General features: G+C 60.6%; 18 protein-coding genes. 10 read left to right on the top strand and 8 right to left on the bottom strand.

The window, feature by feature from the left end; all coding sequences use genetic code 11:
• Positions 1-106 precede the first annotated feature (106 nt).
• Positions 107-2,110: an ATP-dependent helicase gene (locus tag Q7S58_RS06070; protein ID WP_304822033.1), complete on the top strand. Its 2,004-nt coding sequence runs from the start codon at positions 107-109 to the stop codon at positions 2,108-2,110.
• 79 nt (positions 2,111-2,189) lie between these two features.
• On the opposite strand, the gene Q7S58_RS06075 is transcribed toward Q7S58_RS06070, so the two are convergent.
• From Q7S58_RS06075 to Q7S58_RS06085, 3 genes are read right to left on the bottom strand one after another with little or no spacing between them, the layout of a single operon-like run.
• Positions 2,190-2,813, bottom strand: a complete 624-nt coding sequence (locus tag Q7S58_RS06075) for a hypothetical protein (protein ID WP_304822036.1) — start codon at positions 2,811-2,813, stop codon at positions 2,190-2,192.
• Between the two features lie 7 nt (positions 2,814-2,820).
• Entirely contained in the window at positions 2,821-3,408 is a 588-nt protein-coding gene (locus Q7S58_RS06080; protein WP_304822038.1) for a hypothetical protein, read from the bottom strand.
• Entirely contained in the window at positions 3,398-4,351 is a 954-nt protein-coding gene (locus Q7S58_RS06085; RefSeq protein ID WP_304822041.1) for an LLM class flavin-dependent oxidoreductase, read from the bottom strand. Before Q7S58_RS06085 ends, Q7S58_RS06080 begins: the two co-directional genes overlap by 11 nt.
• A 60-nt stretch (positions 4,352-4,411) precedes the next feature.
• On the opposite strand from Q7S58_RS06085, the gene Q7S58_RS06090 reads away from it, so the two are divergent.
• The 4 genes from Q7S58_RS06090 to Q7S58_RS06105 all read left to right on the top strand — a co-directional run bounded on the left by Q7S58_RS06090 (position 4,412) and on the right by Q7S58_RS06105 (position 7,269).
• Positions 4,412-5,185, top strand: a complete 774-nt coding sequence (locus Q7S58_RS06090) for an MBL fold metallo-hydrolase (protein WP_304822044.1) — start codon at positions 4,412-4,414, stop codon at positions 5,183-5,185.
• A 60-nt stretch (positions 5,186-5,245) separates the two neighbouring features.
• Positions 5,246-6,019, top strand: a complete 774-nt coding sequence (locus Q7S58_RS06095; RefSeq protein ID WP_304822047.1) for an enoyl-ACP reductase — start codon at positions 5,246-5,248, stop codon at positions 6,017-6,019.
• A gap of 61 nt (positions 6,020-6,080) precedes the next feature.
• Positions 6,081-6,857: a hydroxyacylglutathione hydrolase gene (gene gloB / locus Q7S58_RS06100; RefSeq protein WP_304822050.1), complete on the top strand. Its 777-nt coding sequence runs from the start codon at positions 6,081-6,083 to the stop codon at positions 6,855-6,857.
• A 19-nt stretch (positions 6,858-6,876) separates the two neighbouring features.
• Positions 6,877-7,269, top strand: coding sequence for a nuclear transport factor 2 family protein (locus Q7S58_RS06105; RefSeq protein ID WP_304822053.1), 393 nt, complete (start codon positions 6,877-6,879; stop codon positions 7,267-7,269).
• A 10-nt stretch (positions 7,270-7,279) separates the two neighbouring features.
• Here Q7S58_RS06105 and Q7S58_RS06110 read toward each other — a convergent pair whose 3' ends face one another.
• Together Q7S58_RS06110 and Q7S58_RS06115 are read right to left on the bottom strand one after the other, a co-directional pair.
• Positions 7,280-7,705 (bottom strand): CopD family protein, encoded by a 426-nt coding sequence (locus Q7S58_RS06110; protein ID WP_304822056.1) that lies wholly within the window; start codon positions 7,703-7,705, stop codon positions 7,280-7,282.
• A 9-nt stretch (positions 7,706-7,714) separates the two neighbouring features.
• Positions 7,715-8,929: an MFS transporter gene (locus Q7S58_RS06115; protein ID WP_304822059.1), complete on the bottom strand. Its 1,215-nt coding sequence runs from the start codon at positions 8,927-8,929 to the stop codon at positions 7,715-7,717.
• Between the two features lie 112 nt (positions 8,930-9,041).
• On the opposite strand from Q7S58_RS06115, the gene Q7S58_RS06120 reads away from it, so the two are divergent.
• Positions 9,042-9,401 (top strand): hypothetical protein, encoded by a 360-nt coding sequence (locus Q7S58_RS06120; protein ID WP_304822062.1) that lies wholly within the window; start codon positions 9,042-9,044, stop codon positions 9,399-9,401.
• Here the strand turns inward: Q7S58_RS06120 and Q7S58_RS06125 are convergent.
• Positions 9,390-9,686 carry a septum formation initiator family protein gene (locus Q7S58_RS06125; protein WP_304822066.1) on the bottom strand — a complete coding sequence of 99 codons (297 nt, stop codon included), beginning with the start codon at positions 9,684-9,686 and terminating at the stop codon, positions 9,390-9,392. The two genes, Q7S58_RS06120 and Q7S58_RS06125, sit on opposite strands and share 12 nt — an antisense overlap.
• A gap of 565 nt (positions 9,687-10,251) precedes the next feature.
• Here Q7S58_RS06125 and Q7S58_RS06130 point away from each other — a divergent pair.
• Both Q7S58_RS06130 and Q7S58_RS06135 read left to right on the top strand, forming a co-directional pair.
• Positions 10,252-11,529 (top strand): NAD(P)/FAD-dependent oxidoreductase, encoded by a 1,278-nt coding sequence (locus Q7S58_RS06130; protein WP_304822069.1) that lies wholly within the window; start codon positions 10,252-10,254, stop codon positions 11,527-11,529.
• Between the two features lie 3 nt (positions 11,530-11,532).
• Positions 11,533-12,357, top strand: coding sequence for an alpha/beta fold hydrolase (locus tag Q7S58_RS06135; protein WP_304822072.1), 825 nt, complete (start codon positions 11,533-11,535; stop codon positions 12,355-12,357).
• Positions 12,358-12,379: 22 nt separating this feature from the next.
• Here the strand turns inward: Q7S58_RS06135 and Q7S58_RS06140 are convergent, their stop codons facing one another.
• Positions 12,380-13,117 carry a ZIP family metal transporter gene (locus Q7S58_RS06140; protein ID WP_304822075.1) on the bottom strand — a complete coding sequence of 246 codons (738 nt, stop codon included), beginning with the start codon at positions 13,115-13,117 and terminating at the stop codon, positions 12,380-12,382.
• A gap of 124 nt (positions 13,118-13,241) precedes the next feature.
• Here Q7S58_RS06140 and Q7S58_RS06145 point away from each other — a divergent pair, with 124 nt between their 5' ends.
• Both Q7S58_RS06145 and Q7S58_RS06150 read left to right on the top strand, forming a co-directional pair.
• Entirely contained in the window at positions 13,242-14,054 is an 813-nt protein-coding gene (locus Q7S58_RS06145) for an enoyl-CoA hydratase (RefSeq protein WP_304822078.1), read from the top strand.
• A 113-nt stretch (positions 14,055-14,167) separates the two neighbouring features.
• Entirely contained in the window at positions 14,168-14,956 is a 789-nt protein-coding gene (locus tag Q7S58_RS06150) for a hypothetical protein (protein WP_304822082.1), read from the top strand.
• On the opposite strand, the gene Q7S58_RS06155 is transcribed toward Q7S58_RS06150, so the two are convergent.
• Complete coding sequence (locus Q7S58_RS06155; RefSeq protein WP_304822085.1) at positions 14,953-15,333, bottom strand: hypothetical protein; 381 nt, start codon at positions 15,331-15,333, stop codon at positions 14,953-14,955. The genes Q7S58_RS06150 and Q7S58_RS06155 overlap by 4 nt on opposite strands.
• Between the last annotated feature and the right edge of the window lie 200 nt (positions 15,334-15,533).

Genomic DNA, 15,533 nt, shown 5'->3' on the forward strand with positions numbered 1-15,533 from the left:
TCGAAGACGGGCACGGCCGCGCGGGCGTCAGCAATGACGCCCGCATTTTTTTGCGCTGAACCACCCGCTCAGAATCATTCGCAATCGTGATAGAATCTCTCCCGCTGTGGCCGACAAGGTAATCTATCTGCGCGAGAAGCCCGCTTCTGCGGCTGACGAGCGCAACTACAAAATCAAATACGCGGAGCTGCTGAATCCCGCGCAACTCGAGGCCGTCACTCATCGCGACGGTCCGCTGCTGGTCGTCGCGGGCGCGGGCTCCGGCAAGACTCGCACGCTGATCTATCGGGTCGCGCGATTGATCGAGAGCGGCGTCCCGCCGGCCGCGATTCTATTGCTCACGTTCACCCGCCGCGCGTCGCAGGAGATGCTGCGCCGGGCGGAGCAACTGGTCGGCGATCGCGCGGGCGCGGTCGCGGGCGGTACTTTTCATTCCTTCGCGAATAACGTGCTGCGACGGCACGGGGCTCCCATCTCGCTCAAGCCGAACTTCACGATTCTCGACCGCTCCGACATGGAGGATGTGGTCAATCTCATCCGCACCCGGATGGGACTCGGGACGCGCGAGCGCCGCTTTCCGAAGAAGGCCGCCGTCGCGGAAGCGATCAGCATGGCGCGCAACAAGCGCCGCGCGCTGCCGGAGGAAATCGAGCTGGATTTCCCGCATCTGCTCGAACATCTCACCGAAATCCTGAAACTCGCGGCGGCCTACGAGAGCTACAAGCGCGAGCGCGGCCTGCTCGACTACGACGATTTGCTGTACCGGCTCGCCGAGCTGCTCGACAAATTCGAGCACGTGCGGCGCCGCCTTTCCGACACGTATCGCTACATCATGATCGACGAGTACCAGGACACGAACCTGATCCAGGCGGAGCTGGTGCGGCTGCTGGCGATGACGCATCGCAATGTGATGGCGGTGGGCGATGACGCGCAATCGATCTACTCTTTCCGCGGCGCCAATTTCCGCAACATCATGGATTTTCCCGCGATTTTTCCTGGCGCGAAAATCGTCAAGCTCGAAGAAAACTATCGCTCGTTGCAGGGCATCCTCGATCTCGCCAATGACGTGATCGCGCGCGCCGGCGCGAAATACGCCAAGGCGCTGTTTACCGGCCGCCGCGGCGATTTCCGGCCGTTTCTCGTGCGCGCGCAGGACGAGCACATGCAATCGCGCTTCGTCGCGCAGCGGATTCTCGAACTGCGCGAAGAGGGCGTCGAGCTGGCCGAAATCGCGGTGTTGTTCCGATCAGGTTTCCACTCGTTCGATCTCGAACTCGAACTCCAGCGCCGCGATATTCCGTTCATCAAGCGCGGCGGCTTCAAGTTTATCGAGACCGCGCATATCAAGGATGTGCTGGCGCATCTGCGGATCATCGTGAATCCGCAGGATGCGGTCTCGTGGCTGCGCGCGCTGACGCTGGTGAAGGGCATCGGCCATCGCTCGGCCGAGCGCGCGATCGACAGCCTGATCTCCGACGACAATCCCGAAGCCGCGATTGCGAAACTTGCCGCCCGTGCGCGCGGTGGCTCTGAGAGCGGCCTCAAGCGCCTTGCGACGTTGATCGAGGGACTGCGGCGCGAAGGCCAGCGCCCCGCCGATCAGATCGCGATGACGCTCGAATATTATCTACCCGTGATGCGCGAGGCGTACGCCGACGATCATCCCCGACGCGAGCGCGACCTCGAACATTTTCAGAACATCACGGAGCGCTACAAGAGTCTCGAGCGGATGCTGGCCGATATGGCGCTCGAACCGCCGAGCGATTCACTCGGCGGCGTGCTGGCGGTCGAATCCGAGGACGAATATCTGACGCTCAGCACGATTCATTCGGCCAAGGGCCTCGAGTGGAAGGTGGTGTTCCTGATTTGGGCGGCGGAGGGCCGCTTCCCCGCGCCGCAAAGCGTCGGCGACGATGACATCGAGGAGGAGCGCCGCCTGATGTACGTCGCGAGCACGCGCGCCCGCGACGAACTGTATCTCTCGTATCCGATCTATATGTTCGATCGCGCGATGGGGTACGTGATGGGCCGCGTGTCGCGCTTTCTGGAAGACGTGCCCGCCGAATTACTGCAGACCGCGACCCTTCAGGAATCCGAAGACCCCGATTAAGTCCCCGATTGAGCCCGCGAACTTCGATCGCTCGCGCCGGGCGTCGGCGACACCGGGCTGGACGTTCGCGGCGCGTCGATCACTTTGAATATTGCACTTCGAACTTCGCGTAGCCAATCTCCATCTCGGGCACCTGCATCGGCAACGATACCTCGCGCAGCACCGGCACCTTCTCGGTGATCGTGCCGGTCGCCGGCGCGTCCTTGGGCACCGTGATCACGCGCGTGCCGACGAAGCGCACGATCGTCGGCAAAATCCCGCCGGTATCGACGTAGCGCGTATGCGTTGCCTCGAACACGGTGTCGCTCTTGAACAGTTTCGAGCCCGCGCGAATGAGGTACTCGTTGTTGCCGAGCGGGCGCGTCAGCGTCGCCTCGCTGATCACGTAGATGTGTCCGACCGTCGGGCGCAGAAATCCCGGATAGAGCGGATTCACGCCGAGCCAGAAGGGCAGCACGATATGCAAGCTGTTGGGTGCATCCGCGAGGCTCACGTGCGCCTCGTGATCGTTGTCGGTGAGCAGAAAATGCTTGCCGGCGTAATCGCGCAGGATGTCGCGGCTCAGTTGATCGGCGGGCGGCGCGGTAACTTCAGGAGCGGTGCCGAAATCGAGCGCAGATTCCGGCGAGCATCCTGATGATGCGAACGCAGTTGCGATCGCGAGCATCGCGACGATTGCAACTTTGCGCGTCGATCGTTTCATTTGCGATTCATTTTCGAAATCTCGCGTAGCTCTCCGGCACTCGCCCGCCGAGCGTCCACTTCATCGGCAGCGATACTTCGCGCAACACCGGGAACTGCACGGTCTTGCCGTCGGCACGCTTGAATTCGCGCTTGCCGATATACTGAACGATGGTCGGAAGAATTTTTCCCGGCGTAAGATACCGCGTCCGCGTCGTGACGAAAACGGTCTCCTGCTTGACTAGCGAGCTACCCGCCTCGATCATCCATTCGCCCGGCGTATCGAGCTGCTTGCCGAGCACCGCCTCGCTGATGACGAAAAAATCGCCCTCCTTCGGCGCCGTGACGCCCGGCACCAGGATGTTCACGCCGAACCAGAACGGCAGCTTGAGAACGCGATCCTTGGGCCAATCGACGGGCCGCACCTCGGCAACCAGGTTGTTGTCGCCGAGGATGAACTGGCGATTGCGGAAATTTATTTCGACTTCTTCCGCGCTCGCAAAAATTCGCCGTGGCGCCTTCGGCGGCGGCGCCGGCTTCGCGCAGTCAACGATCGCGAGCGCGATCAATGCGAGCGCGAGCCTTGGCGCGCCGCGCGCAAATCGCTCAAGCCGCACGGGCGTTGTAATGCGATGCGATCTCGCGTCCCACCAGCTCGATTTGCTGCGGCCACGCCGCCGGCTCCGCGATCGGCCACAGCACGAACTTGTCGAGCCCCTGGGCGACGTATTCGCTGAGCCGCGCGAAGATATCTTCCGCCGAGCCGTAAACCGATCGCTCGAGGAATTGCTCCGCCCCGCGGCCCATCGCGGAGAGCATCGGGCGCATCTCTTCGAGCGCTTTCTCGCGCGTCGCCGCGATTCGGCAGAGCAGGATCAGTCCCGACTCGATATGCGCATTCGCGCGGCCGTAGCCGGCTGCATAATCGCGAACCTTCGCCATGCTCGCGCCGAATTCCTCTGGCGTCTGGAACGACGCGAATAATCCATCGGCCAGCCGCGCCGCGCGCTTCAGCGCCGCATCCGATTTGCCGCCGACCCAGATATCCATCGTGCCGAAATCATTGTTGGTGCGCGGCGTTGGCCGCGGATCGATCGTCACGTTGTCGAAGTTGAAAAACTTGCCGTGATAGCTCGCGTTCGGTTCGCGCCACACGGTGCGTAGCACCTCGATTCCTTCGTCGAGGCGCTTGCCGCGCGATTCGAGCGGAATTCCGCAGGCCGCGTAGTCGGCGAGGTTGGCGCCGGTGCCGACCGCCATCACCATCCGGCCGTGCGACAGATAATCGAGCGACGCGAACGATTTCGCGACCAGCAGCGGATGCCGCAAGTTGAGCAGCAGCACGCTCGGCCCGAGTTTCATCCGCGTCGTGCGCGAGGCGAGCAGCGAGAGCGTGGCGACCACGTCGAGTTCCGGCGAGGGCGCGAGCAGGTGATCCGAGAGCCAGAACGAATCGAGCCCCCACTCTTCAGCGTGCTCGGCGACGCGTACAATCATGTCCGTGGAGGGCATCCCGAGACGCCAGAGTCCGAATCCGACACCGATTTTAACTTGTTTCATTAGGCAATAGGTTCCTTTGTTTGCGCATACCGTCCAAGAATATTAGCATAGGCAGCCTTTATGGGTCTGAACCACGGCTCTTCGAATGGCGCGCCCGTCACAGTGACACTGTTGGGCACGGGCGACGCTTTTGCGAGTTGCGGACGCTCGCAGGCCGGCTATCTGATCGATGCGCCGGCGGGGTGCGTCCTGCTCGAAGCCGGGCCCGGCCTCCTCGCCGCACTCAAGAAAAATAGCTTCCCGACCGACAGCTTCGATCTCCTTCTCATCAGCCACCTGCACGGCGATCATTACGGCGGCCTTCCCTTTCTTATCCTCGAATATATGTTTGAGGCCAAACGCAAGCGCGTGCTCACTATCGCGGGGCCACGGCAACTCGAGGAGCGCACCTGGCGCCTGATGCGCACGATGTTCCCGCATTTCGACCTCGACCAGATCAAGCATAAGCTCAAATTCGTCGTGCTTGAACCCGGCACGACCACGCGCCTCGGCAAGTTCAGCGTCTCCGCGATTCGAAGTCCGCACACCAAGCCCGATATTTCATTGTCGTTGCGCGTCGATGGCGGCGGCAAGTCGATCGTTTTCTCCGGCGACACCGGCTGGAACGATCACCTGGTCAAGCTCAGCGAGGGCGCCGATCTGTTCCTCTGCGAATGCACCTATTACGAAAGCGCACAGTTGACCTTTCATCTCAACTATCCGCTACTCGCCGCCAACCGTGATAAGTTCAAGGTTCGCCGGATGGTGCTGACGCATCTTGGGCGCGAAGTCCTGAATCGCGAAAATGAAGTCGCGATCGAGATGGGCTTCGACGGGATGAAGATCGAAATCTGATTTTTTCAGCACGCACACCATCATTGAGCGTCGCAGCTTATCGATGAAAAAGGATTCGCGATGGGAATAGTTCAGGGCAAGCGGGCGCTGGTGGTCGGCGTCGCCAACGACAAAAGTCTCGCGTGGCAAATCGCGCAAACGCTCGCGAAGGAAGGCGCCGAAGTCGCGCTCACCTATCAGGGCGAAGTGCTCGAGAAGCGCGTGCGTCCGCTCGCGGCGCAAATCGACGCGACCGTGATCGGCGAGCTTGACGTCACCAATGACGCGCAGATCGAATCGGTGTTCGCCGCGCTGAAGGAAAAGTGGGGCGGCCTCGATCTGCTGGTGCATGCGGTGGCGTTCGCCGAGCGCGAGAACCTGCGCGATCGCTTCCTCACCGTCAGCCGCGAGAACTTCGCCCGCTCGATGGAAATCAGCGCCTACTCGCTGGTCGCGCTGGCGCGTGCGGCCGAGCCGCTGATGGAAGCGTGCGGCGGCGGTTCGATCATCACGCTGACCTATCTCGGCGCGGTCCGCGCGATTCCCAATTACAACATGATGGGTGTCGCGAAGGCGGCTCTGGAAGCCTGCGTGCGCTATCTTTCGATCGATCTGGGCGCGAAGAATATCCGCGTCAATGCGCTCAGCGCCGGCCCCGCGCGGACGCTCTCATCGTCGGCCATCCGCGATTTTCACACCATGACGCATCAGGTCGAAGAGCGCTCGCCGCTGCGGCGCGGCATGAAGCCCGAGGAAGTCGGCACGATGGCGGCGGCGGTGCTGAGCGATTTTTCCAGCGGCGTCACCGGCCAGACGATTTACGTGGACGTCGGCTTCAATATCATGGGATTCTAGAAAGCGTCGCGTCGTCGCCTCGAGCCGGATTCGCGACAGGCCTCAAAAAAGGAGCATCGTGATGGCAATAGTCACAGTCCCGCAGCTCTCCGACAATTACGCGTACCTGGTGATTGACGATGCCAGTATGGAATGCGCGGTGGTCGATTGCGCCGAGGCCGACAAGGTGATCGCGGCCGCCAAAGCGCACGGCCTCAAGCTGAGCGCGGTGCTGACGACGCATTGGCACGGCGATCATTGCGGCGGCAATCAGGACATCGCGTCGAAAGTCGCGGGCATCAAGGTGTTCGGCGCAAGCGCCGAGGGCGGCAAAATCCCGGCGCTGACCAATCCCGTCAAAGATGGCGACACGGTGAAAATCGGCGCGCTCGAAGGACGCGTGATCGGCATCCCGGCGCACACCAACGGACACGTCGCGTACTACTTCCCCGCACTCGGCGCGGTCTTCACTGGCGATACGATGTTCATCGGCGGATGCGGCCGCGTGTTCGAAGGCAAGGCCGCGACGATGGTCGAATCGCTCGGCAAGCTCACCAGCCTGCCCGACTCGACCGAAGTATATTGCGGCCACGAGTACACGGAAAAAAATCTGCGCTTCGCGCTGACGCTCGAACCCGGCAATCAGGCATTGCGGGCGCGTCACGAATGGAGCCTCAAGACTCGGGCGGCGAACAAATTCACCGTGCCGTCGACTATCGGCGATGAAAAAAAGACCAATCCGTTTCTCAGGACCTCGAGTCCCGAGTTGCGCACCAACTTGAAAAAACGCGACCCCTCGATTCCTGACGATCCGGTCGCGATCTTTGCCAAGGCCCGCGAACTAAAAGACAACTTCTAACTCTTTGCGAGGTGACGTTATGGCCGCGTCGTCCAATGCCAGTGTTGCGGAAACGCTGAACAGTTTTTTTCGATCGGTCGAGTCGTTGCAGCTCGAGAGCGTCGCGCCGTTCTTCGAGGAGGACGCGCAGATGTTCTCGCCACTCGGAGCCTTTCCCGCAAGACTCGACGGCCGCGCCGCCATCATGGCCCAGTTCAAAGCGATCGCCGACTTCGTAAGGCAGGCGCCTGAGCCGCTCAAGATCGAGCCGCGCGATTTGAACATCCGCGAGCACGGCGATGTCGCGCTGATCACGTTTCATTTGCAGCCCAATGCGGGACCGCTCCATCGCCGCACTTTCATGATGCGCCGCGGCGCGTCTGGTTGGCGCATCGCGCACATCCACGCGTCGATCGCCAGCACCACGATGTAATCGCGGCGAGCTAGAACGGCTTCAGCACCGTCAGCAGCAGAATCGCGATCAGCAACAGGCTGACTGCGCCGTGGATGATGCTGAACTCGCGATGCGTCGCCTGACTTGGATTGTCTTCGAGAAACATGATCCGGCGATAAAAGCGCACGTGATAAAAGAGCAACACCGCGACCATCAACAGCTTCAGATGCAGCCATCCCTGCCGCAGCACCGACGGCTCCATCAGCACCAACAGGATGCCCAGCGCGATCGTGATCGCGGCGCCAACATTGGTGCCGATCTCGAACAGGCTGCGCGCGGCGCCCAGCAACCGTTCCTTCGTCAGGCCGACTTCCTCGGGCACCCGCGCGAGCAGGCTCGCGATCATCAACAGGCCGCCGAGCCAGTAAATAACGCCGAAAATGTGCAATGCGGTTATGAAGCCGCGTGCCCCCATCGTGTCCCCCTAGACGCCGCCGGTTTCGATTCCATTGCAGAGCGCGAACGCCAGCAGCGCGATCGCGGCGCCGCCGAAGTATGGCGCCGACGGCCCCATCAATTGATATAGAATGCCGCCCGCGATCGGACCGCAAATTCGCGCGAGCGACAACGCCGATTGATTCACGCCGAGCACTTCGCCTTGCAGGTGCCGCTCCGTATTGCGCGAGATGAGGCTAGCAATCGACGGACTCGCGAGTCCGTAACCCACGGCGATTATCGCGAGCATCGCGAGCAGCGCATCGCGCGATGCGATCGTTCCCATCGGTGCGAGCCCTATCGCCATCGCGACGAGACCGAGCCGCACCAGGCGTGCCTCGCCAACTTTGTGCACGATCACGCCGAGCAGATAACCCTGCGCGACTGCCTGCATCAATCCGGTGAACGCGAGCAGGACGCCGATGCCGAACGCGCCGTAGCCGTAAATCGCGGGCACCATCAGCGCGAACGTCGCCTCGAGCGTGGCGAACGAGAAGGTCAGCAGAAATGCGATCGCGAACATCCGCGCCAATCGATGTTGTACCAGCTCGCGCGGAATCGCCAGCACCGGTGCGATGAAATGGCGCAAATCGAGCCGCCTCGAACGATCTGGATAATGCGATTCAGGCAGCCGGAACGCGGCGAACAGAAAATTGCCGAAGGTCAGCGCGCTCGCGAAAAAAACCGGCGCGCGCAAACTCGTATGTCCGAGTATCCCGCCGACCGCCGGCCCCAGCACGAATCCCAGCCCGAACGCCGCGCCAATCAGCCCCATCCCCTTCGCGCGATCGCGCTCGTCGGTCGTATCGGCGACGTATGCCTGCGCGGTCGAAATCGTCGCGGCGCATGCGCCGTGAATCGCGCGCGCCGCCAGCAGCCAGAAAAATGAATCGGCGAATCCATAAACCAGGTAGCCGAGCGACGATCCAATCAAGCCGAGCATGATGATCGGTTTGCGCCCGAAGCGATCCGACATTCGTCCGAGGATCGGCGCGAAAATAAATTGCATCAGCGAGTAGCTCGAAAAAATCAGCCCGATGCCCGCGGCGCCGATTCCCATCCGCTCGGCGAACATCGGCAAAAACGGAATCACGATTCCGAAACCGAGCAGATCGATGAACACCGTCAGAAATAAAATCAGCCGCGGCGCGCGGCCCGCCTCGACATGGTCGGGGCCTTGCTTGAGTGATTCGATACTTGCCATTGATCGAGTTGCGATGAAAAATGCGCGGTCGGTTTTGCGCGCGCGAAACCAGCAAATCCTACGCGATTCGCGCCTTTAAGCGAATGATCCGCACCGGGAGAAATTGACCTCGATGGCGATTTACGACGGCGAGCTTAAACGCAAAAAGATCGGCGCAGAAGAAGCCGCGGCCAAAGTAAGGTCGGGTGACTGGGTCGAATACGGCTTCGGCCTCGGACAACCCAACGCGTTCGATCGCGCACTGGCAGAGCGGGTTGCGCATCTCGAGCGCATCAAAATTCGCGGCTGCCTCGCGATGCGCTCGTGCGCTGATATCGATCGCGCATCCGGATTTTCGCGACGCGCTCGAGCGCCAGGCGCGCGAGTACAATCTTCTATCGCGCGCGATTTTCTGAGCGTTGAAAAAATTCTTGATCGAAAAAACTGCGGTGATTTTTCCCGGCGGATTCGAGCGCCGAAATCAGCGCGATGAACTATCGCGATTGCCGGTGAACTTGTACACCAACTCGTCGGGGCGCGCATATCCAAGCTCCCGCCGAATCAATGTTTGCAGGTACCGATCGTCTGAACGAAGCTTCTGAACGTTCGTTCTGAATGTAGCGTTCTCGGCGGCCAGATTCGCCTGCCGGGCTTCCAGTTCAGCGCGATGCCGCTGGAGCGCCAGCAGGTCCGACGGACCCGACGGCTCCACCAAAACGTTGACCGTGAGCAGGACGAGGACCGCGCCGAAGATTAGGCTGAGCCATTCGCGGCGCATTAAGAAACTTAACCTCGTCATCCCGCCGAGATTAGTCGAGCGTATGAGGTGTTGCAAGCTTCGCGGCTCGGCAACACCATTTTAAAGGCCGGATAACCGATTGTTCGTCGGCCATCTTCTCGCTTTAAAATTTGTTTATAAATCTCTTCGCATCTCTTGATTTGAGAATAACACATTTCTATAATCGCGGCAGTCAATGTGAGGGATGGACCCTCACTCATTAGAAAAGGGTGCTTGTCCAGCAGCAGCCTAGGAGACAGGAGGTACCTATGCCAGTTATGAAGAAGGCCAAAAAGGCCACCAAGTCCAAACCCATGATGAAGAGCAAAATGGCGAAAAAGAAGCCGGTCAAAAAGACCAAAAAGAAGTAACCACTTAACGAGTTTACCTCCGGGGGCAGTACCCCCGGGGGCTGGCTAAGGCTGCCAGGATTGCTGCTGGAATAAGCCGAGGCGGTGAGGCCTCGCAACACGGGAGAGCCCCCTTGCAAGAGGGGGCTCTTTCTTTGTCGGCGCTCGCGCATGCGCGTGTGATTGCGTGATAAGTTCGAGGTCGTGGATTTTCGATGCCTGAGTCTCGCCAACATTTCGACGCGCAGAATTTTGATGCGATTATCGTCGGCGCTCGCGTGGCCGGCACCGCCGCCGCGATTTTCCTCGCGCGCCAGCATCGGCGCGTATTACTGATCGACAAAGCGTCGTTCCCCTCCGACACGATCTCCACGCACATCGTGTTAAGCGGCGGCGCTCGCGTGCTCGGACAATTGGGCGTGCTTGAGATGCTCGAACAATCCGGCGCCGTGCGATTCTCTCGCATGCGCTCGATCGGTCCGGATTTCGACTACCGCGGCGATCTCGTGCACGACGGCCTCGACGAGCGCGGCCTTTGCCTGTCGCGAATCATCATGGATGCAAAGATGATCGAGGCGGCGCGGAGTTTCGAATCGATTCAGTTTCGCGACCGCCTGCGCGTGACCGATCTGATCATCGAGAATCGCGCGATCGCCGGCATCCGCGCCGAAGACTCGACCGACCGCCACGAATTCCGCGCGCCGCTCACGATCGGCGCCGACGGGATGCGCAGCACGATCGCGCGGCGCGGCGAAGAAAAGCTCGGCGCATTCCCGCGCATCGACGTGCCCTGCGCGCGCGCCTACTACTACGCATACTTCGATGGCGTCGATGAATCGCGGCTTGGCGACGAGCTGGTCACGGAGTTCGAATCGAGTCCTGGCGCCGGCAACCTGGTTTGTCGATGCGAACAGGGGCGCATCGTTGCGGCAACCGCATTCGACGCGGTCGAATTGCACTCGTTTCGCATCGATCTCGAGGGCAATCTGCGCCGTTATCTCGATCGCTCGTTCGCCGTCGGCCGCATACTCGAAGGCGCGACTCTCGCCGGCAAAGTTTTTTCGTCCGGCCTGCTAAGCAACACCTGTCGCGATCCCGCTGCCGCCGGCGCGCTGCTGCTCGGCGACGCCGGCCTGCACGTCGATCCGCTGTTCGGGCAGGGACATTCGCTCGCGCTGATGAGCGCAGCGATCGTTGGCGACCTTGCGCCGCAATGGTTTGATGCATCGCGGGGCGAAACAATTCCCGCGATCGCACTCGCCGAATTCACGCGCCGGCGCGACGCCGAGTTGATGCCATTTTACAAAGCCAGCGTGCGCGTCTCGCGCGAACTCGCGCTCGATAAGGGCACCCGCATGGCTCATCGCGCCGCCGCGAGCGAGCAATGGGCGGCCGACGAGATGATTCGATTTGCCCAGATGCTGACGCCGCGCGGCTCGTTTCCGTCGTTCCGCTTTGCGCGCCTGATGGCGAAAGCGTCGCGCGCCGCTTGAGTCATGGACCTCGCCGATCTCGGACGAATCAAGGCGCAGCACGAAGTTCCCGAGCCGATCAAATTCGCGTGGCCGGTCGTGCTGCTGCCGGAACTGTTCGCGACGCCGCCGCAACTCGCGATTCTGCTCGGCTATCTCACGACCATCGGATGGGAAGTCTATGTGCCCGATTTGCGCGCCGCGATCGGCGACTCGTCGCGCCTCGCGAAATTTGATTTCAAAGATCTGATCGCGATGAGCACCGAAGCGATCGATGCGATCGGCCGCGAAGTCGTCGTCATCGGCCACGGCGTCGGCGGTTTGGCCGCGCTCAAACTCAGCGCGCATCGACAAGTCAAAGCGTCGGTCGCATTCGCCCCGCTGATACCGGGATTCCGCACGCCGCTGATCGGCGGAATCGCGAATCGAATCGCCGCGATGCTTGGCCGTCCTATCAATCCGCCGCGCGGCCGGATGCTGTTCGAACTGGTCGCCGATCTCGAGCCGTTCGCGCGCGAGGCGCTGATCAAATCGATGCGTCCCGATTCGGGCGCGCTTGCGAGCGACGTCGTCCGCAGCGCGATCGATTTCACGCCGACGAATCCTCCGCGGCCGCGGCTGATCGTCGCCGGCGAGTCCGATATTTTCGCGCCGTTCGATCGCGCGTCGAAATTTGCGGAATCAATCGGCGCGAGCATCGTCAAGATCGCCGGCCGCGGCCATTGGCTGATCGGTGGCCGCGCGATCGAACGCGCTATCCATCAGACCCAGCGCTTTCTGGTCCGCGCGCTCGGCCAGGATTTGCTCCTGCTCTATCCCGAGGAATGGAAAAACGAACCCCAGGAATAAATTTAGCCGATAAGGAATAGCGCTAGCCCGCCAGCATCCGTCCTAGCCAACTCACGATCAGCCCAACGAATAGCGCGACCAGCGGCCACATCCGCTGTTTATTCTCGTGACGAATCTGCGGCAGGATGTCCGACGTCGCGACGGCGAGGAACGTCCCCGCCGAGATCGCGATCGCCGCGCCGGCGACTTTGCTGCTCGCATTCGCCAGCGCGAAGTAGGTGAGCATCGCGCCGAGCGGCGTCGAAAGCGCGAAGACTGTCATCCAGCCGATGATCGGCTGCGGCGACCATCGATCGAGCAACAGTAAACTGGTCAGCGCAAACGCGTCCGGAATCTTGTGAAAGATCACCGCGAGCAGCACCACGCCGCCGAGTTCGGGGCGATTGTAGGTCGAGCTGATCGCGAGCCCATCGAGCAGGCTGTGAAACGAAAGCCCGACATACGCGGTCAAGCCGAGATGAATATGATGCGCGCGTCCATGCTCTGCCGCATGCTCGGGATACGGATGCACGAGCACGAACCGCTCCATGATGAAGATGGTGAGAAAGCCCGCCAGCAGCGGCCATCCGAGCGCGCCGTGCAAGAGTTCGACGCTCTCGGGGATCATGTCGAAGAACGCGGCGCCGAGCAGGATTCCGCCCGAGAACGCGACCGGCACCAGCAGCGATCGCCGCGACCAGTTGCCGAATAGCGGCAGCAATCCGCCGGCCAGCGATCCAATCGCGATCGCCGCGAGGTATAGAAGAAAGCCGGGTGACATCGATAGCAGTCTCGGGTGTGAGTCTCGCTAACATAGCCGTTCAGGCGTCACAAGCGGGCCCATGACAAGGGCCTATGGTTGATCCGCGAAATCGCACTAGAGTCCAGATCGGGAGAACAATTCGATGGCGGAAAAAGCAATGCAAAACAATTCGCAGCACAATGTGCAGCAAAATCTGATCGTCGAGCGCGACGGCGGCCTCGTCACCATCACGATGAGCCGCCCCGAGAAGCGCAACGCGCTCTCCACTGCGATGATGGCCGACCTGATGGCGGAGCTGCGTGCCGCCGGCGACAGTCGCGAGACGCGCGCCGTGATAATCGCAGGCAACGGCCCGGCCTTCTCGGCCGGCCACGATCTGAGCGAGCTTGCCAAACGGGATCTGGAATTCTACCGCTACGAATTCGATCTCTGCGCGCAACTGATGCAAACCGTCCAGGCGATTCCGCAACCGGTGATCGCGCGCGTCCATGCGATCGCGACCGCCGCCGGATGCCAACTCGCGGCGACCTGCGATCTCGTCGTCGCGGGTGAGAGCGCGAGCTTCGCCACCCCCGGCGTGAAGATCGGGCTCTTCTGCTCGACCCCGATGGTCGCGCTGACGCGCGCGGTCGGACGCAAGCATGCGATGGAGATGCTGCTGACCGGACAACCGATCAATGCGCGCACCGCAGCCGAGTGGGGTCTCGTCAATCGCGTCGTGCCAGATTCCGAGCTGATTGCAGAGACGCGCAAGCTTGCGATGCAAATCGTCGAGGCGAGTTCCGCGACCGTCGCGACTGGCAAGCAGGCATTTTACGCGCAAATCGATCTCGATACGGCCGGCGCCTACGACTACACGAAGGAAGTGATGAGCCGCAACGCGATCGCGCCCGACGCGCAGGAAGGCATCGGCGCATTTCTGCAGAAACGCAAACCCGTCTGGAGTGGGAAGTGAGGGAATCTTGATAAGCTAGAAGGTCGCGTCGACGGCACGAGGACGCATCTCGGCTGAGTTTTCGGGGTGCAGGCCAAACACGCAAAGCAAATCACGCTCCGCCATGGGGCTATATGAATATTGCCACCCTCGGACAGCTCAGACGGCATTACTTGGAAGCCGCCGACCGTTACAAAAGCGAGTTCAAATCGATCACTGTTGTTGAAAACAGCCGAGGCACCGAAATGAAGACGGCCACCGAAGTCGCAAAGACTGTTCTGAAATGGCTAGGGTTATTTGCGGACGAAGAGGTGCTCTGCGTTCCGCGGAAGTCTCTTGAAGGACAGATTAAGCTCTCCGAAAGGAAGATGGTGACGCCGAGTTGGAAAGCGGTTTCCAAACTTGTCAATCGACGTGGAACATATGTTGCTCGATCGGTCGCGGAGTCCTCTGATGACCTTCTGCAGGTCGTTCCAGTCTGCATCATACGAAACGGTGACCGTTTTCTCACTAACGTGCGGCACGAACCAGGAGAGTCGCTGCATGACGCGCTTGGGAATTGGGCTGGGGGCCATGTAAGAAAGCAGGATCTGGATCACGCGAAGTCAAAATGGGACAGCGTCTTGGCGGGACTAAGACGAGAACTACACGAAGAGCTTTCGTTGGAAGATTTGCCTCGGCTGGACCCGGTCGGAATTGTCCACAGCTCAGAAGATCAACGTGCGGCGCGCCACATAGGCATCGTTTTCCAAGTGGTCTTCTCTGATCCCGCTAACATCGCTGCTTTCGACAACAAGACGATTCGTGAGCGGCCAAATCGGTACGTCAGAACCAGTTGGATGGAAAGGAAAGACCTTTCTCGCACTCTTGATTCTCAAAGAGACTGGTCAAGAGCGATAAGCAATTTCCTGGTCGAAGCTTAGCGACGGCCATCCTCGATGCGCCGATAACATTCGCAACAGATTACTCCTCCGTCGCCAGTTTCGAGATATGCGTCGTCGAGGAGCAAAGCCACTAGCTCCTGACATTCGTCGCAACGTTTTTTCTCCGCCCATCCCGATGTCACTTCCGCAGCTTCGTCGATACTAGTCGGGATGTATCTTAGGTTGTCCTCGCCGGGGATCGCTTCGATCTCGATTGTCAGATCATCCGTTGCGACACTGCCCAAGCCCATTCTATACGGAGTTGCACGAGCCTCTTTGAGCGCCGAATTGATCGCGCGAGCCAGCGCCTCAAGCATCCGTCCCGTTCCTTCGATTCTGAATTTTCTTGCCCTGACAGGGGTCGAGTCGTCCGCCATTTTACTTCCTCAAAATAGATGCGAAGTCGTTGCATCGACTCTTGCCTGGTATCGCCGCTCTAGCAGGCTGTTGAAAAATACAAATTGTTGGATTTAGCTACACACTTACTGATCTCGAATGATCTCAAGAGGCTTGTACGCTTCGCGATTGGAGGCGAATTTTCCAAATTCACCCTTTAATCAACATCCTGCTAAGGGAT

Origin of the sequence: Candidatus Binatus sp. (genome assembly GCF_030646925.1) — a bacterium.
In the GTDB taxonomy this organism is placed as follows: domain Bacteria; phylum Desulfobacterota; class Binatia; order Binatales; family Binataceae; genus Binatus.